The organism is Wolbachia endosymbiont (group A) of Barypeithes pellucidus, assembly GCF_964030885.1.
GTDB lineage: Bacteria > Pseudomonadota > Alphaproteobacteria > Rickettsiales > Anaplasmataceae > Wolbachia.
This window is the reverse complement of record NZ_OZ034985.1, coordinates 1,498,277-1,524,304: the sequence shown is the minus strand read 5'-3', so window position 1 is coordinate 1,524,304 and position 26,028 is coordinate 1,498,277. Positions and strand designations below refer to the sequence as shown.

The window sequence follows — 26,028 nt, the reverse complement described above, 5'->3', positions numbered from 1 at the left end:
CAATTTATTACTTTTTTTCGGTTTGACACAGTTTATTTAACACTCCCACTAGTATAGGTAATTCAACAATGTATCCAATACCCGCCACTATCAATGCAGTTGCAATACCACCTACAGCAATCATTTTTGCTTGCCTTTTTTTCTTACATTCCATTTCTCTCTTATGTTTTTCTTCTTCTGCTTTCTTTAAAGCAGCAGCCTCTTCCTGATGTTTTTTTTCCTCTGCCTCCTTTGCAGCATTTTCCTTATGCCTCTCTTCTTCTGCTTTCTCCAAGACAGCAATCACCTCTTTGTCTGTAGCCAACATACTGGGATTATTATCTTGCGCTAAAGGGTTGGCTCGTTTATTTAATAGAAATCTCACTGCATCTATGTGATTATTAGCAGCAGCAAAATGCAGAGGAGTCGAGCCAAGTTTAGAATATAAATTAATGCGTGATTTTTGTTCTAACAGTAATTTTATTACTTCTATATTACCATTGCTAGCGGCACAATGTAGAGCAGTATGTCCACCACCATCGCTTGTATTAACCCCTGCACCTTTTTTCAGTAGACGCTTTACCGTCTTTGCTAAGCCTTTATGAGCAGCAATATTTAATGCAGTAGTGTAATACCTGGAAGCATGGGTAATTCCTTGCTGTATTTCAAATAAAAAATCTATCGAAAAGTTATGTCTTTCCCATTGATTGTGTGAATCTTTGTTACATTCAAGCAATCTTTGCTTAATCTCTTCAATTATGTCACTTTCTTTTGATTCTTGCTCTATTTTTTGAAATATAGCATCAATCTCTTGCTCTTTTATACTCATAAGCTCTCCAACAACTATTTGCTATAAGTTATTTTATAGATAAAACAAAAACAAGTCAAGATTTTTACGTAATAGTTTCACAATCATTCACCGTTCTCGCAAATGAAAGCACTCTCACTTCTCTTGCACCGGAGTTTAAAATTTCTTGAGAGCAAGATCTTACAGTTGCTCCGGTTGTTACCACATCATCAACTAATATCACGATTTTATTTTCGATATTTTTTTTGTTGCTTATACTAAAAGCCTTTTTTAGATTTTTTTCACGCTGTTTAAGTGAGAGACCAGCTCGAGGCGCAGTATGGCGAAGACGTTTTATTGCAAATGGCGTATAGGATAAATTGGACAACTTACTCAACTCTTTTGCAAGCAACGCTGCTTGATTATATTTACGTTTAAACAAGCACATTTTATGTAACGGTATAGGAATTATGACCTCTGCGTTCTGAAATGTATCCTGATTAGCTTGGTGTATCCACTTTGCATAGATTTTTACGTAATTCAAATTATCAAAAAATTTGAAATTTATAATCATGTTTTTACTATGTTGATCATAAGCAAAAACTGATCTTATTACTTTAAACGGTGGAGGATTGATGATGCACTTACCACACGTATAAATATTGTCTGAGATTACTACGCCACAAACATTGCAGTAATGCTTAGTTAGAAAATTGATTTTTTTGTTGCATTCACTACACAGATTAAGATTTTCATCAATGATACACTCGCAACTTACGCATACGTTTGGAAATATGAGATTTGTAGCTTTTTTTAGTAAGAGAAGGTTCACAATTCATTAAATATATTATAAAATTTATATAGTATAGCTAAAGTAACTTAGGTTTACACCCTTTCACTTTTTATTTCATTTCAATATAGTTCAAACTGCTGAGTGTTATAAAAGCAGAACTTATAACTCAGTTTGTGGTATACCATTGACTAAAGTAGTCTTTGAATTATCCTTAGATAAAAATTGATGTTTTTCTGGCTTCTGTACTTCACTCAACTTACTTTGCACTTTGTCACAAGCCCACACAAGTGGCGTTATGATTGACGCGGCAGCCCAAATGATGGCAGCGCAAGCATAACTTACAATCTTGTTAAATACTCTAGCTACTGCATTAGCACAATCTTGCCCCATTTCTAAAAATATGTTTGAATAATTAACGAATGATTTTGTATCCGTTTTAAAACAATAGTCCCCTGTTATTTTTGACAATAACTTGACTGGAAAGTATGACAAACATGCCACTATCAAAAATAAAGGTTGCAATATTATGTTGGCTGCTAAAACAGCACCCAGTGTACACAATGAATACACTCCCTCTGCTCTGTGGCCCACGTATTCACATTTATCATTATCTTGATAATACTTGTTATAATTGTCTTTACTCTCAACGCCACAAATTACATCTTTCACAGGTCCTAGCACATTATCAACGTAACGTACAGATTTATAGAAACTATTCTCTGGAACTGGTGTGTGATTTTTTACTTCCTTAGCAGGCACAATTCCATATTTAGCATGCCTTTTAAAATATTGATATACTGACATTCTCATCTCCAAATCATAAATATGCAACCTAGCCTAATATAATTAAGAAATAGTTTATAATAAATACGTTTTAAGATACCTGCCTGTAACACTTTCTGGAATTTTTGCCACTTCTTCTGGAGTTCCAGTAGCAATCACTTCTCCGCCTTTTATTCCGCCCTCTGGTCCGATGTCTATTATATAATCTGCAGTTTTTATAACGTGCAAATTGTGCTCGATAACTATAACAGTGTTTCCCAGATCGACTAATCTATGGAGTATTTTTAGTAAGTTATTTATATCTTCAAAGTGTAATCCAGTTGTTGGCTCATCAAGAATATACAATGTTCTTCCAGTAAATCGTTTTGATAGCTCTTTGGACAGCTTTATTCGTTGTGCTTCACCCCCAGACAACGTTGTTGACGACTGTCCGAGTTTTATATAGCCAAGCCCCACTTCCTGCAAAGAAACCAACTTTTCTTTTACCATTGGAAGGTTTTCAAAAAAATCACAAGCCTGATCTATCGTCATATCAAGCACATCAGAGATTGATTTTTCTTTATAAGTAACTTCCAATGTTTCCCGATTATACCTTCGCCCTTTACATTGCTCACACTTCACATAAACGTCCGGTAGAAAATGCATCTCTATCTTTAAGTGCCCATCACCTTTACAAGCCTCACACCTTCCCCCTCTGGTATTAAATGAAAACCGGCCTATATTATATCCCCTTGCTTTTGACTCCGAAAGACCTGCAAACCAATTTCTTATATGAGTAAACATACCGACATATGTTGCTGGATTTGATGCAGGAGTTCTACCAATTGGCGATTGATCAACTTCTATAACTTTATCTATATATTCAAGGCCTTCTATTCTATCACACCGACCATACCGTGCAGACGAATGATGTATCTTATGTGCTGAATATTTATATAACGTTTCTATGACTAAACTTGATTTTCCCCCTCCTGATATTCCAGTAACACAAATAAGATTCCCTATAGGAAATTTAACGTTCACATTTTTTAAGTTATTTTCACATGCATTTATTACTTTTATGAACTGAGTTGCTTGCTTTCTTCTCCTTGGAATTAAAATTTTTTTCTCTCCACTCAAATATTGCCCTGTTATGCTCCCTGAATTTCTTTGCACCTGGTCTGGTGTTCCTTCTGCAACAACTTTTCCACCATTTACGCCAGCTCCAGGACCAATATCAATCGCATAATCAGCAGCCATTATTGTATCTTCATCATGCTCAACAACGATTACAGTGTTACCCATGTCTCTCAAGTCTTTCAGTGTAGCAATTAACCGATCATTATCGCATTGATGAAGGCCTATCGAGGGTTCATCAAGCACATACAGCACTCCTGTTAAACCAGAGCCAATTTGCGAAGCAAGTCTGATCCTCTGACTCTCACCACCAGAGAGAGTGCTAGATTCTCGATCGAGCGTTAGGTAATTCAACCCTACATTCTTTAGAAATGCTAGCCTCTTGATTATTTCATTTAATATTTTACTTGAGATTTGCTTCTGTTGTTCTGTGAGCTTGTCTGGCAAATTTTCAAACCACTTAAGGGATTTATCGATGCTGAGCCCTGATATTTCACCTATATGTCTGCTATCAATTTTCACTGTGAGTGCTTCTTTTCTCAATCTATAGCCAGTACATTCCTTACAATGAATAACAGAGCAGTATCGCTCAACAAGCGTTTCATCATAATCCATCTGGTTCTCCAAGATACTGATCAAACCTTGAAATTTATTAGAACCAAAGAGTATCATATCTTTTACTTCTTGATCTATGTTCTTCCACGGAACATCAAGGCTAAATTTACAATTTTCAGCCAGTGATAGAATTGCACTTTTTAGAAATCCATAACTTGTGTGCACTTGACGGAACATTGGTCCTACTGGCTTTAAAGCACCCTCAGATATTGAAAGAGTTTCATCTGGCACTATCAGCTTTACATCAACAGCCAGCTTTTTACCAAGCCCATTACACGAACCACATGCACCGTAAGGGCTGTTAAAAGAAAATAATCTTGGTTCTATTTCCTCAAGAGTGAAACCAGACTCGGGGCATGCAAAATTCTCTGAAAAAGTCAGAATTTGACCATTTTTATATTCGGAATTATGGTTGTCAGGTAGGTTTACTACTTCTACACACATTAGACCATTACCAAGTTTTAGTGCGGATTCTATACTACTTGGCAGTCGATTTCCTATATCGCCCAATATTGATATTCTATCTGCAACCACAAAAATGTCGTGTTTCTTGTTCTTATCGAGTTTAGGCAAGTCATCTACATTGTACACTTCACCATCTATTTTGAACCTTACGTAACCTTGTCTTTTAATTTCCAATATCTCTTTGAGATGTTCTCCCTTTCTACCACGCACAACAGGGGCAAGTATATATATTTTAGTTTCTAAAGGTAACGCAATTATAGTATCTACAATTTGAGACACCGTTTGTTTTGTTATTGGCAATTGAGTTGCAGGTGAATAAGGAACTCCTATTCGTGCATATACTAAGCGCAAGTAATCGTAAATTTCGGTAACAGTTCCAACTGTTGACCTTGGATTTTTTGAGATCGATTTCTGGTTGATAGATATTGCAGGAGAGAGACCTGTAATCGACTCAACATCTGGTTTATCCTGAATGTTGAGAAATTGACGCGCGTAAGCTGATAGGCTTTCAACGTACCGGCGTTGGCCTTCCGCATAAATTGTATCAAAAGCGAGGCTAGACTTGCCAGAACCACTTAGCCCAGTTATAACAACTAGCTTATTTTTCGGTATATTGACATCTACACCTTGCAGATTATGTTCCCTTGCGCCCTTAACTCTGATGAAATTGTCCATACATCACGTATTTTTAACAATCATAACCTCAAGATACATAAACTTACAGTAACTTTCTACTGATTTTTTAACTATTACGGAGAATAAGGTGGCTATAGCTAGTGCAAACCGTTAACTGTACGAACATTTTAATATGATACGATGTTACATAGTAAACGATATCATTTCAGCGCCACTTTTCTTGTCATTCCAGTGTCAAGCACAGTCGTTTAAGTGAGGAAAGTCACCTCTCCCCACTCGACTTCAAAACCTTACTATTACCCACAAGTATAAGATTCATGAGCGAGTCTCCATCCTTCTGCTAAATCAAAGAGACGTTTCCATCCCTTCCACAAAGCTATAGCTAAGTCATTTTTGCGAGCTAAAAACCCTCCTAATTTGGCTATCCACCTCACGATTTCTCTTATAGGTGGTGGGATTTCAGGATAGTCTTTTGTCTTAAGCATTTTGGTATACAAAACCTTCCATTCGTCATCAGTCAGTATGACAGTGCAAGAAAGATTTGGATTTGTTCTAGCTACTAGTGTGATAAAAAATATTCTCCATGCAATTATACTCATAATTGTAAGAAAGCGGATTAATCTATCTGCTGTTTGGAGCCTACATTCTTCAACTTTAAGACCGGATTTCAAAATTTTATGAAAAACCTCTATTCTCCATCTTAAGCAATACCATTGTATTTTTTCTACTGCTTCTTCAAAATTATTAATATTTATATTTGTCAATAAAATCCAGTTCATAGGCTCTTCGCCAAATGGGGGATATTTTTCTATAACATAGACAGCATTTAAATTAGGAAGTTTTTGGGTTTTACGTCTAGCGTTATTTTTTGATGCATTCATCACAAAGTTACTAAACTTTACTTCTAAAACTGCTGTTCTTTGAGGTTTATTATCGCGAGCAGACTTGAATTTCTCCTTGACAAGACATGCGATTCATTAAATCCCACAACCTTTCACCACCTTTTTCAGAATAAGTTGATTTCTTGTTTACTGTTCTATCTTGATTTCCTCTTACTACAAAAAGAGATTGATTAGTAGAAGTGGCCCTACCCAGAAGGTATGAATTAGGTATTGCTTGGTTGGAAGCAAGAGAAGATAATCACTTCTCAGAGTGGATAGGTGGCAGGTTGGCACTTTTTCTGAGTGTTCTTGTATAAAGTATATGAAAGAAGACCTCGTTACTCAGATTCTGCCACCGGTGATGCTCACAAAATGTGATGACCTCGTATAGGAGTTTGGACCAACCAGTACTCTGATATATTGAAATGTGCAATTGGAGGAAAAATATGCGTCACATAGGCATTATACCAATAGTTTTACTGTTTGTTACTTGCAAGAAGGAAAATCGGAGTATATTCAAACGTTTCGCTTAAAAGACTTAAATAATTTTATCAGAAATCTTCAAGAAACAGATGAAATAGCTAACAGGCAATAGCTGTTTTTTTTATGACGCAGTGTCACCTTATGTTAAGAGCGTGGTCTCCTGGACAGTTTGAAGTTGTTCGTCGCTCTGTGAACAAAACGGACAAGCACGATGCGCGAGCTATTGCTTTTTTTCTAAGCAAAGGTATGTTGCCTGAAGCAAAGCAAACAATGCAAGCAGTTAGCTTCTCTTCTTCAAACAAGAGACCAGTTACGGGTATCTTTAATCAATAAAATGCATGGTCTTTTTAATTACCATGCGGTAAAAATTAAAAAGGAAGCACTTACAACTAAGGTGGGTGCTATTGGAAAGTATACTTGGGATCCTTTAGAAAAGGTTGAAATTGAAGTAATTAGCTATCATTTGGAAGCTATTCGGGAAATCTTAAAAAACTTGAGAAGGAAATTATAGCTTTTGCCAAACAGCTTCCTGAACCTTATCAGCATAAAAGGAATTGGCCCAATTTCTGCAGCTATTTTTATTGCAACAATTGGAGACATTAATGATTTTCATAGGCCTGAAAAACTTACTGCATATTTTGGAATTGTGCCACGAGTTTCTCAATCTAATCAACAGTGCACGATCGGAACAAACGTGATATTCTTTAGTGCAGTGTACTTGGGTTGCTATACGCTTATCTGAACAGCTTATGTAAAAAAAAGCGTGGTTCTGCTAAGGCTATTATTGCTACTGCCAGGAAATTTCTTACAACTATTTTCTATACTCTTAAAAATGACTGGGTTTTTAAAGATTTCACAAAATTTGAATTTTTTATTGGACAACAATCATAGGAGAAAAAGTAGAGAGAAAGTTAAGACGATTTTGAAGTAAAATAAAACGTTTTTTCAAAGAGGTGTAATATGACAAATAGAAGAGAATATACAACAGAGTTTAAATTGGAAGCTATAAAACTAGTAAAAGAACCATCAGCAAAAATAGCAAGGGATCTGGGTATAAGTGGCGATTTGTTAAGCAAGAAAATATAATGAAAAAATGTCTGGAGCAGCCAGGCAAAGGAAAATTGGCTCCTTATGACAAAGAAAGGTTTGATTTGAAGAAAGAACTAGCAAGAGAAGAGCTTCTAGGAGATATTCAAAAAAGCATCACAACACAGCCCTAAAATCCATAAAAGCTTTAGGCAAAAATTATAACATCAAAACAGTGCAAAATGTTATGCAGGAAAATGGCATTATAGCCAAACTTAGACGAAGATTTAAAACTAAAAAACAACCAAATAATATGGTTGTTGCTCCTAATATATTAGATCAAAATTTTATCACTGAGCAACCAAATAAAGTATGGGATTACTTATATAAAAACCAAGGAAGGTTGTTGGCAGCAATAATTCTCACGCATGGTAGTTAATGAGTCATACAATGGCTAAACAACTAGTTGTAGATGCTTTGTTGATGGCTGTTAATAAGCGCAAACCCGCTAAAGATCTACTGTTACATAGCGATCAAGGGTCACAATATACTTCAAAAAATTATCAATATCTATTGGATACAAAAAGTGTCATATCTAGCATGAGTCACAAAGGTTGTTGTTACGATAATGCCGTTGCGGAGGGCTTTTTTAGTTCACTTAAGAGGGAGTTACTTATTGATACTTCGCAACACTCTGCACAACAAACCAGAACTGCCGTATTTGAGTATATAGAAATTTTTTATAATAAACAACGACGTCATTCTACTATTAACTATTGCATTCCTGAACTTTTTGATTCATCATTTTCATGATAAAATTCTCTTAACTTTCTCTCTACTTTTTCTGGGTAGGGCCACAGTCACGCGCTGACCATTTGTTGTACTTAACAAAGGCAAATGTTCGTATAGTTGTGGGCTTGACCATAAAATGATTCTTAAGAAAGCAAATGCAATTTTTTGCGGGTTTCACGCGTGATAAAAATTAACAGTTTTATTTTTAACCAAATTAATTGAATCAAGCTACAAAATCTGCTAAAGTTAACTTTATGAGAGCACCCTTAGCTCAGTTGGATTAGAGCATTTGACTACGGATCAAAAGGTCGGGCGTTCAAGTCGCTCAGGGTGCACCACATTTTATAGGAAACAGAAGTCACACTTGAAATTAATATATGCAATACCTATCCTTAAAGGTTAAACACTAAACTATTATATATGAGCAAAAAAGACTACTATGATCTGTTGGAAGTAGGCAGAAATGCCAGTATTGATGAGATAAAAAAAGCGTATAAAAAATTAGCGTTAAAATATCATCCTGATAGAAATCCTGGCAATCAAGAAGCAGAGGAAAAATTTAAAGAAGTAACAGCTGCATATGAAGTTCTATCTGACTCTGAGAAAAGGGCAGGCTATGATCGTTATGGCCACGAAGGTGCTTCTGGTGGATTTCAAGGCTTCAGTTCTGCAGGAGATTTTAGCGACATATTCAATGACTTCTTTGGTGGAGGATTCGGTGGTGGTGCAAGTAGATCGAGAGCAAAAAGAAGTACAACAGGAGTATCTGGAGCAGACCTACGTTATGATCTTGAAATTACCTTGGAAGATGCATTTAAAGGAATACAAGCGCCTATACATTATGTGACAAATGTAAAATGTGATACATGCCAAGGCACAGGTGGCGAAGGAGCAATTAAATCAGTTCAGTGCCACACATGCCAGGGAAGCGGTAGGATTAGAACTCAACAAGGCTTTTTTACCATCGAAAGAACATGTACTACATGCTATGGGGAAGGAGAAATAATACGAAATAAATGTAAGAAATGTGGTGGAAGTGGACGTAGAAGAGATGAAGTAAATATATCCGTTTCAATTCCAAAAGGCATAGAAGAAGGAGCTAAGGTAAGGGTAAGTGGTAAAGGAGAAGCTGGAGCAAGAGGTGGAAAAAGTGGAGATTTATACGTATACGTGAAAATAGTTCCCCATAAAATCTTTACTCGAAATAAAGCAGATTTACACTGTAAAGTGCCTATAAGGATGACACTAGCAGTGCTTGGTGGTGAAATCGATGTACAATCAATTGATGGAGCTAAAATAAAAGTAAAAGTTCCAGAGAGCACTCAAACTGGTACCAAGTTACGTTGTAAGGAGAAGGGTATGCAATATATGAACTCACATGTTCGTGGTGATTTGTATGTACAGGTAATAGTTGAGACTTTAAATCCAAAGAATTTAACTAAAAAGCAAATTGAGCTATTAAAAGCGCTTGAAGAAGAGGAAAATGCAAGTGTACAACAGCAATCTGAAGGGTTTTTTAGTAAAGTAAAAAAAAAATAAGAAATCTGCTAAATGACATGAAGGGGTAACTGTTTACGGGTTTTCATTTAATCCTGCAATTCTTTGATCTTATTAATGGAAAACTTAACAATAGTGTTATTATTAGCCAACAGAGACTTCTCAGTTCCTTAAAACTATGTAAAAGCAATAAATTTCTTTATTTAAGGTCGAAGTTTTGCTATTCTCAGGTTTTAATAATTTAAATTTAATGAATATAAACAAAAATGAGTTTTTATTTCTTCCTCTTGGAGGAGTAGGAAGAATCGGGATGAATGTTAGCCTATATCATTACCAAGGTAAGTGGATTATGATCGACCTTGGTGTTGGTTTTGCAGATGAAACTATGCCAGGTGTTGAGCTGCTCATTGCTGATGTAGATTTTATTGCTCAAAGAAAAAAAGATTTACTTGGAATAATAATTACACATGCACATGAGGACCACTGCGGTGCAGTGCCCCACTTGTGGGAAGAATTGCAGTGCCCCATATATACAACAAAGTTTACGGTTAATTTTCTCAAGGAGAAACTAAAGGAGTTTCGATTGGAAGGTGTGGTACCTGTGAAAGAGGTAGACATAAATGGCAGCATAAATTTGGGTCCTTTTACCGTTGAGTTTATAAATGTAACTCATTCAATTCCTGAGGCAAATTCAATATTAATTAGCACTGAAATGGGTAGTGCACTTCATACTGGAGACTGGAAATTTGATCCAAAACCTGTTGTTGGATTAACTTCCAATATGGAGCGTTTAAAAGAAATTGGCGATAAAGGTAATCTGCTTGCAGCAATTTGCGATTCAACCAATATATTAAGCAAGCATCACCCTGAGTCAGAAGGTGAAATTTATAATAATATTTATAACATAATAAAGCGGTCTAAAAAATTAGTTGCTGTTTCGCTATTTGCTTCAAATGTGGCACGAATTGAAACGATAAGCCAAGCTGCAAAAGTACTAAATAGAAAAGTAGTTTTACTTGGTAGATCTTTATGGAGAATAGTGAAAGTTGCGCAAGATAGTGGTTATTTAACTGATTCTCCTGAGTTTCTAGAAGCAAAGGAAGCAGTAAATTTTCCAAGGGAAAAACTGGTGCTACTTTGCACAGGTTGTCAAGGTGAGCCACTGGCAGCTACCGCAAGACTTGCTGCTAAGAGTCATCAAGCATTTAAAATGCAGCAAGGTGATACCATGATTTTTTCGTCAAAAATCATTCCTGGAAATGAAACTCGTGCGTACAACATGCTCAATGCCTTTATTGAGATGGGGGTAGAAGTTGTTACTGAAAAAACAGAGCATGTTCATGCTTCTGGGCATCCAACAAGAGAAGAGCTAAAGGAAATGTATTCTTTAATAAAACCGAAGATGTCTATTCCAGTTCACGGCGAATATATTCACACGCATGCACATGTAAAATTTGCTAAAGAGTGCGGTGTGGCAAAAGCAATAATGATTGCACCAGGTGATATTGTTAATTTGGAGAACGGAGAAAAAGTTGATTCAATCGATGTTGACTACTTTGGTATTGATGGTATGTTGCTACGTCATCCGGAGTGCAGTGTTATAAAAATGCGTAAGAAAATGAGAGATGCTGGAGCTATTGTAGTGACAGCAGTTGTAAACAAGAAAAATAAATTGCTTGCTAAACCAAAAGTATTTGCACCTGGTGTTTTCGAAGCGCCAGAAGATGCAGCTATTAGGCAAAGGATCATAGAGAAGGTTGAGTCAGCGTTTAGTTTACAGCCGACAAAAAAAATAAGAAATAAGATTGAAAGTTCAATATTTAGTATCTTAAAGGAATATTTACTAAAAAGACCTATAATTGAAGTCCAGATAGAACAGGTATAGAAATATACCTCTTTTATTAACCATTATTTGAGTAAGAAGTTAACAATGTATTCTTTGATGTTATTTCAGCATTGCATGCTGAAATCCATAAAAAAAATCAGTGTCAAGCACACAACTGTATGAACGTTGTGATTTTAGAGCAATCCCTGCCGGTAGGGGTGTCATCCCAGTGCTCCGACACACAGCTGTACGAACATTTGTTCGCAGAGGCAGTGTGTTAGCCGATTTTACCTCAAACACAAAGGTGTCATCCCAGTGCTTGATACTGGAATCCAGCAAAATTGATTGTAAACAAGCGCACTATACAACATTGTCGATGAAATTGCCAGAAAACTGGATTCCAGTGTCAAGCACTGGGATGACATCAGAGGTTAATGTCACCTACTGTAACACGAGAAGTTCGAACAGTTGTGTATCAGCTACTTTCATGACGTCGTTTGTTGTGCAGTTTACCTTCAAAAGTAAACGTTTGCTGAGATGATAGAGAGCAAAGCAGGAAGTCTAATGAAGTTATTCGTTCAGCTGGTGTTATTTATTTCGTTATTTATTCCTTATTTTACAAAAGCCGCTTTATATGTTGATATAAAAAAAAGCAGTGTTGGTAACATTGGTCTTGTTGTATCTAAATGTACATGTAAAACAGCGCTGGAAAGCGAATTAAGCGAAAATATTGCAAAGGTAATAGGAACAAATTTATCTAATTGTGGCTTATTTAATGTAAAACGTGGCGCGGAAGCTGAATTTAAATCTTGGAAAAGCGATACTGTAGTCACAGTAAGTTTAAGCGAAGTATCTGGTAGTGCATTAGAGCTATCATTTCGTTTGTTTGACACTTTTACAAAAAGAGAATTACTTACTCAGTCAGTTGTTTTTCCAGCAAAAGACTGGAGAAAAATTGGTCACCTTGTTTCGGATGTGATACATGATAGATTGATTGGTGAGAAAGGGCACTTCAACACAAAAATCACGTATATCGCTGAAGAAAAAGATAGCAATTACAAATCTGTGCGTAAAATTGCTGTGATGAATCAAGATGGAAGTAATATAAAATACTTAACAAATGGCGATAGATTTGTGTCAACACCGAGATTCTCACCAAATGGAGAGGGTATTGTTTATATCTCATATGCAAATGGTAAAAGTTATATAATATTAAAAAATTTAAAAGATAACACTGAATCAATGATCAGCGCATTTGAAGGAGTTGTTTCTGCACCAAGATTTTCTCCTGATGGTAAATCTCTTTTAATTTCCCACTCATTGGGTGGTAAAACGAATATATTATCTTTAGATTTAAGTAGTAAACGAACAAAAAAAATTACTAAAGGCTCAGCTATAAGCACTTCTCCCTCTTTTTCTCCAGATCAAAAGTATATGGTTTTTAGTTCTGATATAAGTGGAAGTCAGCAACTGTACGTTATCGATTTTACTAACAAAAGTAAAAAACATAAAAGAATTAGTTTTGGAAGTGGAAGATATGCTACGCCTGTTTGGTCGCCAAAAGGAGATCTGATAGCTTTTACAAAGATTCAGTCGGAAAAATTTTACATAGGAGTTATGAAGCCAGATGGCAAAGAAGAACGTCTGCTTTCAGAGGGGCATAAAATTGAATCTCCGGCATGGCTACCAAATGGCAGAGAAATCATTTTTACAAGAACAGAATCACCAAGCAACTCTAAACTATATTTAGTAGACTTAGTAAAGAAAAATCAAAAAATCGTTTCCACTCCTACAAATGCTTCTTTACCGGATTGGTCTTATTTTTGAACTACTGAGCTGCACACTGCTGATTAACTGTATTACCATGGCATTGATTTATCGCCACATCAACAAGATATCCCGCTACGCCACCTACTATAGCACCAGCGATTCCTGACAACACAACAGTTGCAATTACTCCAATAGCAGCAATTTCAGGTATAATTCCCATTGCAGCTAGTGTGGATCCTATAACACCAAACAGTAATGCTGAACGGATAATTGTCCGTCTTCTCGGAGAAATTCCTAGGCTCTGTGGACAAAATTTTAGAGAAGCCATACAAGAGCCCCGACAAAATTTAGAAAACCCATAAAAACCTCAGCCGTTTTATCGAATCTGGAAAAAATACGCCTAAAGTTCTTAATTTTACCGAAAAACACTCAATTAAATGACGCTCTTTATAAATGTGTTTATCGTAACCCCTCTGCACTTTTCGATTACGCTTCGGAGGAATAACTGCTGTACATCCCTTGCTTTCAAGACTCGTAACAAAAGCATTGCTGTCATAGCCTTTATCAGCCACTACAGTGGTATTATAGACACTTTCAGTTAATGTTGCTGCTTGTGTAATCTCATTTCTTTGACCAGGGGTCAGAGTAAATTTAAGTGGATTTCCAAGTGCATCGACAAGCGCATGTATTTTAGTTGTAAAGCCACCTTTGCTCCTCCCTAAAGCTTCTTGATCCTTGGAGTTTTTTGTATATCCAGATGAACATGGATGGGCTCGGATGATCGTACCGTCGATTATAGCAACTTCTAAATCAGGCTCTTGTTTAGTATATTCAAGCAATTTTTCCCAGACATCTCTTTCACACCATCTTTTAAATCGCTTATGTATACTCCTGTAATTACCATAAGTTTTTGGTAAAAGTCTCCATTGGCAACCACTTCGGACTATGTACCACACTGCCTCTATGAATATTCTTAAACGTTTTTCATCTTTGCTATGCATTCCTTTTACGCTTTTTATGAACTCTAAAATTTGTTTCCAATTTTCCTCTTTGATGTAATATTGCATATGGTAGTTTCTCCATTTTTTACCTATTAAGCTAAACTACCATCTTTTTCTCTCTTTTCATATTTTTTGTCCACAGAGCCTAGTTGTAGATGCTTTGTTGATGGCTGTTAATAAGCGCAAACCCGCTAAAGATCTACTGTTACATAGCGATCAAGGGTCACAATATACTTCAAAAAATTATCAATATCTATTGGATACAAAAAGTGTCATATCTAGCATGAGTCACAAAGGTTGTTGTTACGATAATGCCGTTGCGGAGGGCTTTTTTAGTTCACTTAAGAGGGAGTTACTTATTGATACTTCGCAACACTCTGCACAACAAACCAGAACTGCCATATTTGAGTATATAGAAATTTTTTATAATAAACAACGACGTCATTCTACTATTAACTATTGCATTCCTGAACTTTTTGATTCATCATTTTCATGACAGAATCGTCTTAACTTTCTCTCTACTTTTTCTGGGTAGGGCCAATGTTTACAGACCTAAATGTTCAAGCAGCATGGGAAATGGCGCGGGGTAAGTCACTATAGATCACTCAGTAATAACCTTAAGTGTTAATAATGATAAAGAGAAATTAAGGCTAGATATCTACATAGCTGAAAAGTGCAACATATCACGCAGTAAAGCTCAAAGATTGATACAAAATGAGCAGGTAAAATTACTTGGCACACCGATAATTAGTAATGACCACATAGTAAAACCAGGTGAAGAGTATATAGTACATCTCGTTCAACCTGACATATCCACATCAATTGAGCCTAATTATGACATAAAACTTGATATCGTCTATGAAGATGAGGACATTATAGTTCTGAGTAAACAAAGTGGATTAACAGTGCACCCAGGTGCTGGGACAAACAATGATACGCTTTTGAACGCAATTATCGCTCACCTTGATGTAAGACCAGGAATTGTTCATAGACTCGATAAAGATACCAGTGGGCTGATGGTAATTGCAAAAAATGAAGGAGCCCATGGTTTTTTGTCTGAATTGTTATCAAATCGTAAAATAAAGCGAGAATATTTAGCAGTAGTTTGGGGAATATTATCTTCTCAGCAAGGCACGATAAAAACTAACATTGCTCCCAAACGCGGTAATAAAGAAATGATGTGTGTAACAAAAATCACAGGCAAATTAGCAATCACTCACTATTTAGTGCAAAAAGTTATAGGACAAGTAAGCCTCGTTAAATGCACTTTAGAGACAGGCAGAACACACCAAATTCGAGTCCACATGAGCCACATAGGACATTCCATAGTTGGTGATCAAGTTTACGGAAAAAATAGTAGTAAAAGCACAAAATATGCTAAAAACTCTAGTTTTATTCGTAATTTCAATAGGCAAGCACTACATGCTTATACACTGGGCTTATATCACCCAAAAAGCAAGGAATACATGGAATTTGTCTCTGATTTACCGCAAGATATAAAAACTTTAATTGGTGAGTTTAACAACATATCTTAATAACATTCGTATTAACCTGTCAATATTATCATCCATGTTATCAGGAAGTTAATTAATGAAAGAAAAACTGCTGCACTACCTAGATCTTTCACCTTTTTTGAAAGTATGTGTTGTTCACTGGAAATACGCTCAATTGTCGTTTCAAAAGCAGTGTTAACAAATTCCACAATTAACACCAGGAATAGGCTGCTTATCATTACTGCACGTTCTAGATTACTTACATCCAAAACAAACAAAGTTGAAACACATACTATAAAAAGTAGTAACTCCTGTCTGAACGCAACTTCTGATATAAAAGCTGATTTTATTCCTTCACAAGAGTATTGAATTGCTTTTATTAGACGAATAATGCCCTTCTTCATTATTACTCACAAAACCCTTTAATCAAAATTTTAACTCATTTGGATTTGCTACACCCTATAGCATTTTATCATTTGTTCACCCTATTGGTTTTGAAATTAAGATTTACTGCAACTACAATAAGTACTCTTATCATCACATTTTGGTGTTAAGTCAGGATAGAACGTGAGTATAGCATCATTCTTTCTTATAAATACTGATTGATAATTGTCATCCTCCATTTCATACAGGCACATTCCATCCTTTCCTAATTCCTTAAACGCCTTAGTTGCAGAAATTAAAATATCATCAGCATGAAGGTTATATGCATATCCATTTGGGCATTTAACTTTCATGATAAAGGGGCTGGCAAAATGTGTCAAGTAAGTTTTTTCGTTTCTGCGGGCTACCTGGTTTTCCTACTGAAATTTTGAAAAACGTAATCTACTTCTATATTCAAATATATCAAGCAGTAATTCAAAATCAGCCATTGCGCCTTTTGCGTTATTATACGCAAGATTGAGCAGCTCTTTGTCCTGATATAAATCAGCAAATTTAAATTCCATACATCCTGATTGTTTTGTGCCTAAAATATCTCCACTGCCCCTTAGCATCATGTCCCTTTCAGCAATGTAAAATCCGTCCTGTGACTCACACATGATCTTTAACTTTGAAGATGAGCTTTTACTTAAATTATCGTATAATAATACACAAAAAGATGGCTTGTTTCCTCGTCCTACTCTGCCTCTTAATTGGTGTAATTGCGATAACCCAAATTGCTCTGCATTTTCTATAATCATAATGGTTGCATCTGGTACATCTATACCAACTTCTATCACAGTGGTTGCAACAAGCAGAGAAAATTCATTTCTTTTGAAGGAAAACATAACTTGATCTTTCTGCTCCTGAGTCAATTTTCCGTGTATTATGCTAACTTTATCAAAAAATGTTTTTTGTAATTCCTGAAAACGCATCTCTGCTGCAGCAATATTGGTCTCTTCGTTTTCTTCTATGTATGGACAAATCCAATATGCTTTTTCGCCCCTGTTTATAGCACCTTTTAGCTTTTCAATAACATCTGGCACCCTACTAATGTTCATAGTTACAGTTTTTATTGGCAATCTGGATTTTGGTTTTTCTTTCAAAATTGAACATTCAACGTCACCATACATAGCTTGCTGCAAGGTTCTTGGAATGGGAGTTGCAGTAACGAAAAGTATATCGGCATTTTCTCCTTTTCCTACCAAGCGATTTCTCTGCATCACTCCAAATCGCTGTTGCTCGTCTATGACTGCAAGCCCTAAATTTTTAAATGTAACGTTAGCTTGAAATAGTGCATGAGTGCCAATTACTATATTTAAAACACCACTTGCAAGTTCGTTCATGATAATCTTTCTTTCCTTGCGCGAAGTTTTACCAGTAAGCAGCGCAACTTTTATATCGGTACAGGATAAAACTTCCTCAATCCAATTATAATGTTGCTCCGCCAAGATAGTAGTCGGTGCCATTAGAGCTGCCTGCATGTTGTTTTCTACCACATTTAGCATCGCAAAAAGTGCAACTACGGTTTTGCCACTACCAACATCACCTTGCAGCAAGTTTATCATGCGGTACTTGGATTTTTGCCTCTCTGAAATTTCATCTATTGCACGAATTTGATCGTTTGTTAATTGAAACGATAATTCATTTAAAACTTGCTCTTTATATTTACTCAATACTATAAATTCTCTTCCCCTTTCTTTTACATGATTTTCTCTTGCAAGTTTCAGTGCTAGCTGATACGCAAATAATTCATCATAAGCAAGCCTTTTTCTACAAACCTCGGCTTCCGCCAATGAGCTTGGTTTGTGCAATTTTATGATGCTTTCCCTCCAACTTAGCCATTTTTTTTGCTTGATTAATGTATCATCTATCCACTCTGGCAAATCAGGCAATTCTTTCAGGTTAGAACTTATTATGTTCCCAATGCGCTTATTAGTAATACCACGACATAATTGGTAGACTGGCTCTATGCGAGCTATTTCTTTGAATTGGTTGATGTCAAGCAACACGTAATCTGGGTGAGTAATCTGCCAATGCTCAGCAAATTTTTCGAGTTTGCCACTGATGATTACAGAAGCTCCAATTGGAAATAGTTTATATAAATACTTAACTGAGTAATTAAAAAAGACTATGAACATATACTGACTCTCACTTTCAACAACTATTTTATATGGTCTACCTCTCAAAGTGGGAGGCTGATGTTCATAAACTTTTGCCATAAAAGTTGTAAATTCTCCAACTTGAGCATCAGATAGCGACTTACTTCTGTCTACATAACTGAGCGGCCTATAAAATAGCAGGTCCACCACTTTGTCCCCACCACAAAGTTTAGGCAATATTGCGTTAGGTAGCTTGCCATTCAGGAAAATCAGCACATCTGATTGCTCATTGAGATTCATACATGTGTAAAACTATTTATCAATAATAGAGCCTTTTTAAAATCCTGTCACCTTATGGTCAAGCTATACACTATTTGCTATTATAGTACTTATATCAGATATTTTTATTGACTTATTAATCATTTTTATGTATTATCATACCGTTAGCAGTCTATATCAAGGTATTAATAATGAGTAGCTCTATATCAGAAGAAAAGGAAAATCCAGTAGTTATATTAAGAACTCAAGCAGAAAAGTTTGATTTTAGTAAGTTAAGGGCTGGTAAAGACAATGCTGAAGCGAATTCTGGTAATACAGCGTTCTGCGATCTTCGCAGAATGGATTTTGTTATTAATAAGAAAAGCACAAGTAGGGATTTTATTGCCAAGCTATACGAAGAACATGACAGTTTACTGCCAAAAAGTGAAGGTGAAAATGAAGACTACCGCCCATTTGCAAGAAAAGTTTTTAAGGAGATATTCAAATATGCTGGAGCTCAAGTCCCAAGTGATCATATCTTGGAAGAACTGGTTATCAATTGTAATCAAGCAGGGTACGTAGGTGCATTATACGCTGAAGATAAACCTCTTTTTCATGTAGCTACGGCACATGAGTTAGTTTTCGGTTCTAGTCATACAACATATATTAATTGTAGTGATTCAAGTCATGCAACAATCAGAATTGAAGAAAAAATTGCAGTTTGCACTTTAGCAAAACCAGAAGAAGAATTATGTAAATTGGATAGCTCACTAGAATTCACGCTTAAGTCTCAAGATGATAAAAATGTAACATACGAAAATGGTAGATTGTCTCTTACTATTCCTGACAGATTAAAGAATTATAGTGTAGACGATAAAAGCTTGTTTGGCATTATAAAAGAGTGTTTTCAGAAATTTTGTGAGAGGCTTGGATTTTTTAAAATAAAAATAGAGCATGATTTAGGTAATCCACTAGAAGTAAGCGACCATCTGGAAAATATGGAACCCCCTATTCATAGTAATGAGCACGGCCTGAATTAAAATATCTTGAGCTCATTTGCACAATCAATCACTTCAGCATTTGGAAATTGGTTTTTAAACCAGGTATACTGACGTTTCGCGTAGTGTCTTGTGTTTGTTTGAGCAATTTGTATTGCTTCGTCTAAAGTAATCTCACCTTTCAAGTACTTTATAATTTCTGGCACTCCATGTGCTTTCATAGCTGGCAAATGTGGGGCTAGGTTCATGCTAAGTAGTTTTTTTACTTCATCAATTGCTCCATTTTTAATCATTGTAATGAAACGAAAATTTATTTTTCGGTATACATCTTCACGTTTAGGCAGAATTGTATATATCTTAAAATTATTGAATAAAGGAGGCTGTCTATTTTCTTGCCATACAAAGATTGTCTTACCAGTTTCAGTGATAACTTCAAGTGCCCTTGAAAGGCGGTGCGAGTCATTCATGAACACTTTACCTTGAATCCTTGGATCTTTGCTTAGCGCTAATTTGTAAAACTCCTCTTTACTTAAATTTTTTCTTAATTCACTTACATTTCTCCTCACTTCCTGACTTATTTGTGGCATTGATGATAAGCCTTTGATTAAACTGCTGATGTAAAGCCCGCTTCCTCCAGTGATGATAGGTATTTGAGCATTTTCTAATGCGTGATTAACTTCTTTTTCTAAATCCTCTAACCATAGACCCACGGAATAATTTTCTTTTGCTGAGACATAACCATATAGTTTATAAAATACTTCTTGCTTTGGTGGTTGAGCAGTAATTATGGGAATTTCTTTGTATACCTGCTTTGAATCACAATTTATTATGCTGATATTATTATATTTTTTTATCAGGTTATCACACAATTCTGATTTACCTGAGGCCGTAATTCCTGTAATAATTACTATATTATTTTTCATTTATATTAATTTAATTAACATATGATAGAGTGTAGTAAAAATTTGGGTCCTACAATCTAAAGTTTGGAGATTTTTATGGCAGAAAACAACGACAATAATTCATTTATTAAGCGTTTCACAAACAGGACTCCTGGCGGTACAGGGGAAGGTTTTTCCAGCAAGTATTCGTCTCAAAACACCAAAGAACGTGCATTAGGGGAAAAAGGAAAAATTTCTGAATTAGCAGGCAAAAAAACCGAATCTAAGGAAGCTTTTTCTGAAAGTGGCGGCATAAAAAGTAAAAGCAGAACTGTCAATGAAAGATCTTTTGCTGATGCAACAAAAAGAAGTAGGTCAGATCTTATATACTTAGTCCGTGGTAAAGATCGTGGAAAATCAGCGTGGCATTATGTATTAGTTGATAAAGAGAAAAGAGAAATGTTTCTAGCAAAAAGCAGAACTGGTTCTATAGATGTTGCAGATTACGGAGAGATTTTATATTCAGGATGGGGAGAAGATCCACCACAGGAAATAGTTGACAAAGTCAATGAAGAGTTTGGGCTGTAGCAAATCTGCATAACAAATGGTAAGCTGCGTTGTATTATATTCACAAAAACTAGCAGTTACTATATAAGATACAATGCAACAAAACTGATCTAGTTGTTATGAATAAGTTTTGAGCTATATGGTATCTAAAATAATAAATGCAATACAGAACAACTTGTTAGTGTGTTTTCCAACAGAAACAGTGTATGCTCTTGCTTGTAATGCACTAGATAATGAATCTATAGGAAAAATATATCAGATAAAGAAACGCTCTCAGAATAAGCCACTCTCCATATTTGTTAGTGATATTTACAATTTGACAAAAATAGCAAAGCTAGAGAAAAAGTATATTGGTTTAGTAAATCACTTTTCTCCTGGACCAATTACCTACATTTTACCACTTAAAAACAACAACATATTGCCAAACGAATTCTTTAAAGATAGTATAGGCATCAGAATCCCTGAGCATCCTATTGCAATTTCAATATTAAATAAACTGAAAGTTCCAATAGTTGCAACTAGTATAAATATTTCAGGAGAACAAAGTGTATGTAAGGCAGACGATATACCACAATCCATTAAGCAACATTTATCTGCAGTGATTGAAGATGACGAATTAGTTTCTGGTATAGAATCTACTATTATTGACTTAACCGAAGATAAGATTAAGGTTTTAAGGGAAGGTGCAATTTCATTACAAACAGTAAACAACGCATTTTCAAACTAAGATCTATAGGAGCAAGAATGAAAAAAGTAATAGGTCACAACCAAGCCAAAAAAAAATTAATGAACAACTTGTCTGTTCAGTCTTGGCTGATCTGCGGTAAAAAAGGTATAGGGAAAGCAACATTTGCAAAATCCTTCTCCAATTGGTTTCTTACAAAAAACTATGACGTGGCAGCATTGGATTTACATATTGTTGAAGGTGATACTATCGGAATAGAAAAAGTCAGAGAAATGAAAAACTTTCTACACTTAAGTCCCATTCAATCAGAACACAAAATAGCTATAATAGATAGCTTAGAGGTAATGACTAATAACGCTAAAAACGCAATATTGAAAATATTAGAAGAGCCGCCAAAAAATTCTAAGATATTTATAATTAGCCATAAGCCATATGATATACAAACCACTATCCGGTGTAGGTGCTTTCAGCTGAATTTACTCCCATTAACTTATGATGAAACAAAGCAAGTTGTTTCATCTCAATGTAAATTTGATGATCAAATATTTGATGAAATCATTACTTTATTTCCTGGAATGCCAGGAATGATAATAAATGCAATAAGTAGTGATACTTATGAAGCATACAAGTGCTTTTATAAATTCCTTCATGATTTAAAGAATCCCAATATGATTAATAAAGTAATTAATAGCGAAATCGAACTAGAACTAGCATCATATATAATTCAGGCTTTCATTTTAGAAAGCATAAAGAGAGAGGTAAATGATGTTGAAATTCTGCTAAGTCAGTGGAAAAAAATAGATGAACTTTTTGTTGTTGCTAAGCAACTCCACTTAGATAAAAAGCATGTTTTAGCTAATGTAGTTAATATCATGACATAAGTTTACGAAATATAATACTTTTAACATAAATTCATGATAAAATCCTGTTAATTTAATACTTGAAGTATATAATTTGACTGATAATAAATTAACTGTATGGCAATCAATAGAAGTTTTGACAAAAGCCATACTGAACATGCAAAAAGAATTGAGTTCAATCAAGAATATAGCTTTAGACCAGGACGTCACCTTAGAAAAAGGAGAGGAGTTATTAAGTGGCATTTATGAAGCAAATTTTAAGCTAAACAAGGCAATCAATATAGCTACTTTGCCAAAAGTTGGCTATCATATGCTAAATGGTGAGCTTGTTGTACGTAATCATATCACGGAAGAGGAAGTAAGGATTCCTAGAGATTTTCATTACCTTAAAGTCGTAAAATCCGATCATGATAATTATAAATTAACGTTTTGTAATTTTTTAGGTAATGAGTTTTTTGAATATAAAAAGTATGATCCACAATATTCTGGCGTTTCAGATGAATATAAGTTTGTGGATTTTGGTAGTGTAAAAAAGACTCATAATCTAAAATTTAAGGAATACGTTGGTCATGCACCTAAGTTTTTTGCTGCAGAAGGGCCTATTGAGCCTGGATCTCAAAACCATGTGATTGATCTATTTAGGCTAGTCAAAAGTGGTAAAGGTGGCAAAGTGGGAGCCCTTGCTGATGAATTTGGTTATTTTGATGATCAAAATAAATTACATTATTATAATTATCACAAAAGTGCTGAAAGTAATATTTACAATCCTGAAAATTTCAGTGTAAAAATGATCAATGTAGATGTGAGCAAAATCGATAAATTCTACCTTATTGCGGAACAAGGTGATATAATCATTCATCCTATTTTGGAAAATTTAGACATATTTTAAAGTTTTTTAGAGTATCTAATCTTATTGTTATTATAATTGGGTTTGGTAGCATTGTGTTATGGAAGATAAATTGCTTGAATCAGTAAAAAACAAAAGTTATTTCAGTAAAGCAGTCGAATGGTACTGCCATAGGTATCTGTTTTGTGTAGCAGAAAGATCTTGGATGGCATTAATAGTATCGCTTCTCCTAGTATGCTTATGTTTATTAATATTAAACATATACCTGTTATTTCCTGTTAAAAAAGATTTAAATTTTGTGAAGTATATGAACCACACAGAAGATGAGTTCTCTGCGATGCATAAGCTTAGTTTCAGTAAAAAGGAAGATGAATACACTTCCACAGCGAGGTACTTAATAAGTAGATACATTGAAATATACGAGTCCATTAAGATCATTGAACCGAAGTACCAAGAAAATTTTATAAGAAACAATTCTATACATAAAATCTATCAAGGCTTTCAGAAAAAAACGAATAGTAAAGCTGGTAATTCGCCTTCATCTAAAAGAAAAATTGCCAACATAAATGTAATAACATTATCTATTGACCGATCAACAAAGGACTTAGTTACATTTGCTGGAAATGCTACTGTAGTTTTTACAACTGAGCAAAGCAAGAAGGTGAAAGATCATACTGTGGAGATTAGCTTCACTTTGTCGAGTATAAAAGCAACTCTGGCTGGTATAATACCATTTAAATTTATTGTTAATGGTTATAAATACAGATTTTAAAATATTACTTGGTAGCTAAAAAAAATAACTAAAGTGCATGTAGCAGTAATAACTGGAGGTAAAACTAGAAGAATTGGCGTTTTTTTAATAAAGTAATTCTGAGAAGGTTTTAAGAAAAAGGCGTTGTAGATTATCGGTAAAAAGTACAGAGCGTTAAGTATAGTACTAACAATTAACACTAGAGTTACAAACACAGAAAGTATTACATTGCCAGAGTTGAAAACAGCTTGAAAAATGAGAAATTTACCCCAAAAAGTCGGAGCAGGTGGCACCCCTATCATAGACAATGCACCTATAGCAAATGCTGTCATGCTAATTGGCATACTGCGTCCTATACCGTGAATCTTATCTATATATTTCTCACCTATTTTCGTTATTATTGCTCCGGCAATGAAAAACAAAGTGATTTTTGCAAATGCATGGCAAACTAATTGAAAAATTGCAACTCTCATGCTGAGCTCACTAAAAATTGAAGCAAATAATATAATATACGACAATTGAGAGATGGTAGAATAAGCAAGCAATTTCTTTAATTCTTTTTGCTTTAATGCAATCAATGATGCAGTAATAATAGTAAATCCAGCAGCGTACGGAAGCCACCCTCCAGCAAACCAATTTTGCTGCACAAAACGTTGCATGTTATCGACGCCGAAAGTGTATAATATAACTTTTATGATGATGAAAACTCCGGATTTCACAACAGCAACAGCATGTAATAGTGCACTCACAGGAGTTGGTGCAACCATTGCTTTTGGTAACCAAAAATGCATTGGCATTAATGCAGCTTTTCCTATTCCATAAATCAGCATAGCAAAACACACTGCAATGAAAGTGATGAGTGAAGTATCAAATTTGAATATTCCACCACTTACAAAGTCTAAAGTATGAAATTCATTATATAAAAGACCTATTGCAGGAAAAAATAATACTAAAGAAGAGAAAAATAGCACGCCAAAGTAATAGCGCCCTGCAATCATTGATTCATTTGTTGAGTTGTAAGTAACCAGAGGGTATGTACTAATAGTTAGAAGCTCATAAAAAACAAATGTAGTGAGCAAATCTCCAGAAAAAGCAATAAACATTGCACAGCTAATCGATATTGAAAAGAAGCATAAAAAACTTGAGTGATTGCTATCAGCATAGTTATTCTGCATATAACATATTGCATATATACTGGTTAGTATCCATAAAAACGATATTAATAAACTGAATATTACTCCGGTAGACTCTAGCTTTAAACTAATGTGCAAATTATTACCAAAATCCATGAGAATAAATTGAGAATGATCACCATATACCCAATATAAAGTGCATAGACACGTATACGTAAACAGAAGTACAGAAGAAATGACAGTAATACTATTGTTCACTCCGGGCCATTTACCAGTAAAAAAAATAACTAACGCACTTAAAAGTGGAATCAACGCAGTAATTAATAAATAATTCTCGGTAATTGAAAATGGTAAGGAAAGATACATTAAGATATAGTCCATTAAATTTTCTGTTTAGGTAAAGCTAGAATTATACTAAAATCATAGAAAAACTGCTATGTTTTTTTGGCAAACTAGTTGTTTGTGTATGCTATAGCTATACCGCCGCGGTATCTCTAGATCCCGCTAACACGTAGCGGGATGACGAATTTGTCGTTACGTCATACCGCGATTCATTCGCGGCATCTCATCCGCTAACACGTAGC

20 protein-coding genes, 1 tRNA gene and 6 pseudogenes are annotated in these 26,028 nt (G+C 35.1%); 15 read left to right on the top strand and 12 right to left on the bottom strand.

Annotated elements, in window-relative coordinates; all coding sequences use genetic code 11:
- Window positions 1–7: 7 nt before the first annotated feature.
- The 5 genes and pseudogenes from ACQH1X_RS07805 to ACQH1X_RS07785 all read right to left on the bottom strand — a co-directional run.
- Window positions 8–808, bottom strand: a complete 801-nt coding sequence (locus ACQH1X_RS07805) for an ankyrin repeat domain-containing protein (RefSeq protein ID WP_425386184.1) — start codon at window positions 806–808, stop codon at window positions 8–10.
- 64 nt (window positions 809–872) lie between these two features.
- Complete coding sequence (locus ACQH1X_RS07800) at window positions 873–1,598, bottom strand: ComF family protein (RefSeq protein ID WP_425386183.1); 726 nt, start codon at window positions 1,596–1,598, stop codon at window positions 873–875.
- Window positions 1,599–1,718: 120 nt separating this feature from the next.
- Window positions 1,719–2,363, bottom strand: coding sequence for a hypothetical protein (locus ACQH1X_RS07795; RefSeq protein ID WP_425386182.1), 645 nt, complete (start codon window positions 2,361–2,363; stop codon window positions 1,719–1,721).
- 54 nt (window positions 2,364–2,417) lie between these two features.
- Complete coding sequence (gene uvrA, locus ACQH1X_RS07790) at window positions 2,418–5,213, bottom strand: excinuclease ABC subunit UvrA (RefSeq protein ID WP_425386181.1); 2,796 nt, start codon at window positions 5,211–5,213, stop codon at window positions 2,418–2,420.
- A 257-nt stretch (window positions 5,214–5,470) separates the two neighbouring features.
- Window positions 5,471–6,260: pseudogene (locus ACQH1X_RS07785) on the bottom strand (IS4 family transposase); the annotation flags it as partial.
- A 228-nt stretch (window positions 6,261–6,488) separates the two neighbouring features.
- Here ACQH1X_RS07785 and ACQH1X_RS07780 point away from each other — a divergent pair.
- The 7 genes and pseudogenes from ACQH1X_RS07780 to ACQH1X_RS07750 all read left to right on the top strand — a co-directional run bounded on the left by ACQH1X_RS07780 (window position 6,489) and on the right by ACQH1X_RS07750 (window position 13,505).
- Window positions 6,489–7,429, top strand: a pseudogene (locus ACQH1X_RS07780) (IS110 family transposase).
- Between the two features lie 69 nt (window positions 7,430–7,498).
- A pseudogene (locus ACQH1X_RS07775) lies at window positions 7,499–8,377 on the top strand (IS3 family transposase).
- Between the two features lie 239 nt (window positions 8,378–8,616).
- Window positions 8,617–8,694, top strand: a tRNA-Arg gene (locus tag ACQH1X_RS07770).
- 82 nt (window positions 8,695–8,776) lie between these two features.
- Entirely contained in the window at window positions 8,777–9,895 is a 1,119-nt protein-coding gene (gene dnaJ / locus ACQH1X_RS07765; protein ID WP_425386180.1) for a molecular chaperone DnaJ, read from the top strand.
- A gap of 208 nt (window positions 9,896–10,103) precedes the next feature.
- Entirely contained in the window at window positions 10,104–11,738 is a 1,635-nt protein-coding gene (locus ACQH1X_RS07760; RefSeq protein WP_425386179.1) for a ribonuclease J, read from the top strand.
- 169 nt (window positions 11,739–11,907) lie between these two features.
- Window positions 11,908–12,219, top strand: a complete 312-nt coding sequence (locus ACQH1X_RS07755) for a hypothetical protein (protein ID WP_425386178.1) — start codon at window positions 11,908–11,910, stop codon at window positions 12,217–12,219.
- A 23-nt stretch (window positions 12,220–12,242) separates the two neighbouring features.
- Window positions 12,243–13,505, top strand: a complete 1,263-nt coding sequence (locus ACQH1X_RS07750) for a protein TolB (RefSeq protein ID WP_425386177.1) — start codon at window positions 12,243–12,245, stop codon at window positions 13,503–13,505.
- A 1-nt stretch (window position 13,506) separates the two neighbouring features.
- Here ACQH1X_RS07750 and ACQH1X_RS07745 read toward each other — a convergent pair whose 3' ends face one another.
- Both ACQH1X_RS07745 and ACQH1X_RS07740 read right to left on the bottom strand, forming a co-directional pair.
- Entirely contained in the window at window positions 13,507–13,668 is a 162-nt protein-coding gene (locus tag ACQH1X_RS07745; protein WP_425386176.1) for a hypothetical protein, read from the bottom strand.
- A 95-nt stretch (window positions 13,669–13,763) separates the two neighbouring features.
- Window positions 13,764–14,515 (bottom strand): annotated as a pseudogene (locus ACQH1X_RS07740) (IS5 family transposase).
- A 73-nt stretch (window positions 14,516–14,588) separates the two neighbouring features.
- Here ACQH1X_RS07740 and ACQH1X_RS07735 point away from each other — a divergent pair.
- Together ACQH1X_RS07735 and ACQH1X_RS07730 are read left to right on the top strand one after the other, a co-directional pair.
- Window positions 14,589–14,945 (top strand): annotated as a pseudogene (locus ACQH1X_RS07735) (transposase); the annotation flags it as partial.
- Between the two features lie 166 nt (window positions 14,946–15,111).
- Window positions 15,112–15,984 carry an RluA family pseudouridine synthase gene (locus tag ACQH1X_RS07730; protein WP_265026672.1) on the top strand — a complete coding sequence of 291 codons (873 nt, stop codon included), beginning with the start codon at window positions 15,112–15,114 and terminating at the stop codon, window positions 15,982–15,984.
- Window positions 15,985–15,995: 11 nt separating this feature from the next.
- Here the strand turns inward: ACQH1X_RS07730 and ACQH1X_RS07725 are convergent, their stop codons facing one another.
- The 3 genes and pseudogenes from ACQH1X_RS07725 to recG form a co-directional block, all read right to left on the bottom strand.
- Window positions 15,996–16,346 carry a diacylglycerol kinase gene (locus ACQH1X_RS07725; RefSeq protein WP_425386175.1) on the bottom strand — a complete coding sequence of 117 codons (351 nt, stop codon included), beginning with the start codon at window positions 16,344–16,346 and terminating at the stop codon, window positions 15,996–15,998.
- A gap of 96 nt (window positions 16,347–16,442) precedes the next feature.
- A pseudogene (locus ACQH1X_RS07720) lies at window positions 16,443–16,679 on the bottom strand (EndoU domain-containing protein); the annotation flags it as partial.
- A 63-nt stretch (window positions 16,680–16,742) separates the two neighbouring features.
- Window positions 16,743–18,764 (bottom strand): ATP-dependent DNA helicase RecG, encoded by a 2,022-nt coding sequence (recG, locus tag ACQH1X_RS07715; protein ID WP_425386174.1) that lies wholly within the window; start codon window positions 18,762–18,764, stop codon window positions 16,743–16,745.
- A gap of 170 nt (window positions 18,765–18,934) precedes the next feature.
- Between recG and ACQH1X_RS07710 the strand changes: the two genes are divergently transcribed.
- Window positions 18,935–19,762, top strand: coding sequence for a hypothetical protein (locus tag ACQH1X_RS07710; protein ID WP_425386173.1), 828 nt, complete (start codon window positions 18,935–18,937; stop codon window positions 19,760–19,762).
- Here ACQH1X_RS07710 and miaA read toward each other — a convergent pair.
- Window positions 19,759–20,643, bottom strand: coding sequence for a tRNA (adenosine(37)-N6)-dimethylallyltransferase MiaA (miaA, locus tag ACQH1X_RS07705; RefSeq protein WP_425386172.1), 885 nt, complete (start codon window positions 20,641–20,643; stop codon window positions 19,759–19,761). The two genes, ACQH1X_RS07710 and miaA, sit on opposite strands and share 4 nt — an antisense overlap.
- 75 nt (window positions 20,644–20,718) lie before the next feature.
- Here miaA and ACQH1X_RS07700 point away from each other — a divergent pair, with 75 nt between their 5' ends.
- The 5 genes from ACQH1X_RS07700 to ACQH1X_RS07680 all read left to right on the top strand — a co-directional run bounded on the left by ACQH1X_RS07700 (window position 20,719) and on the right by ACQH1X_RS07680 (window position 24,332).
- Window positions 20,719–21,189: a hypothetical protein gene (locus ACQH1X_RS07700; RefSeq protein ID WP_425386171.1), complete on the top strand. Its 471-nt coding sequence runs from the start codon at window positions 20,719–20,721 to the stop codon at window positions 21,187–21,189.
- Between the two features lie 118 nt (window positions 21,190–21,307).
- Window positions 21,308–21,895 (top strand): L-threonylcarbamoyladenylate synthase, encoded by a 588-nt coding sequence (locus tag ACQH1X_RS07695; protein ID WP_425386170.1) that lies wholly within the window; start codon window positions 21,308–21,310, stop codon window positions 21,893–21,895.
- 17 nt (window positions 21,896–21,912) lie between these two features.
- Entirely contained in the window at window positions 21,913–22,734 is an 822-nt protein-coding gene (locus ACQH1X_RS07690) for a DNA polymerase III subunit delta' (protein ID WP_425386169.1), read from the top strand.
- A 73-nt stretch (window positions 22,735–22,807) separates the two neighbouring features.
- The gene (locus ACQH1X_RS07685; protein ID WP_425386168.1) at window positions 22,808–23,602 is read left to right on the top strand and encodes a hypothetical protein; all 795 of its coding nucleotides are present in this window, start codon (window positions 22,808–22,810) and stop codon (window positions 23,600–23,602) included.
- 58 nt (window positions 23,603–23,660) lie between these two features.
- Window positions 23,661–24,332: a VirB8/TrbF family protein gene (locus ACQH1X_RS07680; protein ID WP_425386167.1), complete on the top strand. Its 672-nt coding sequence runs from the start codon at window positions 23,661–23,663 to the stop codon at window positions 24,330–24,332.
- On the opposite strand, the gene ACQH1X_RS07675 is transcribed toward ACQH1X_RS07680, so the two are convergent.
- The gene (locus tag ACQH1X_RS07675) at window positions 24,329–25,825 is read right to left on the bottom strand and encodes a proton-conducting transporter membrane subunit (RefSeq protein ID WP_425386166.1); all 1,497 of its coding nucleotides are present in this window, start codon (window positions 25,823–25,825) and stop codon (window positions 24,329–24,331) included. The genes ACQH1X_RS07680 and ACQH1X_RS07675 overlap by 4 nt on opposite strands.
- Between the last annotated feature and the right edge of the window lie 203 nt (window positions 25,826–26,028).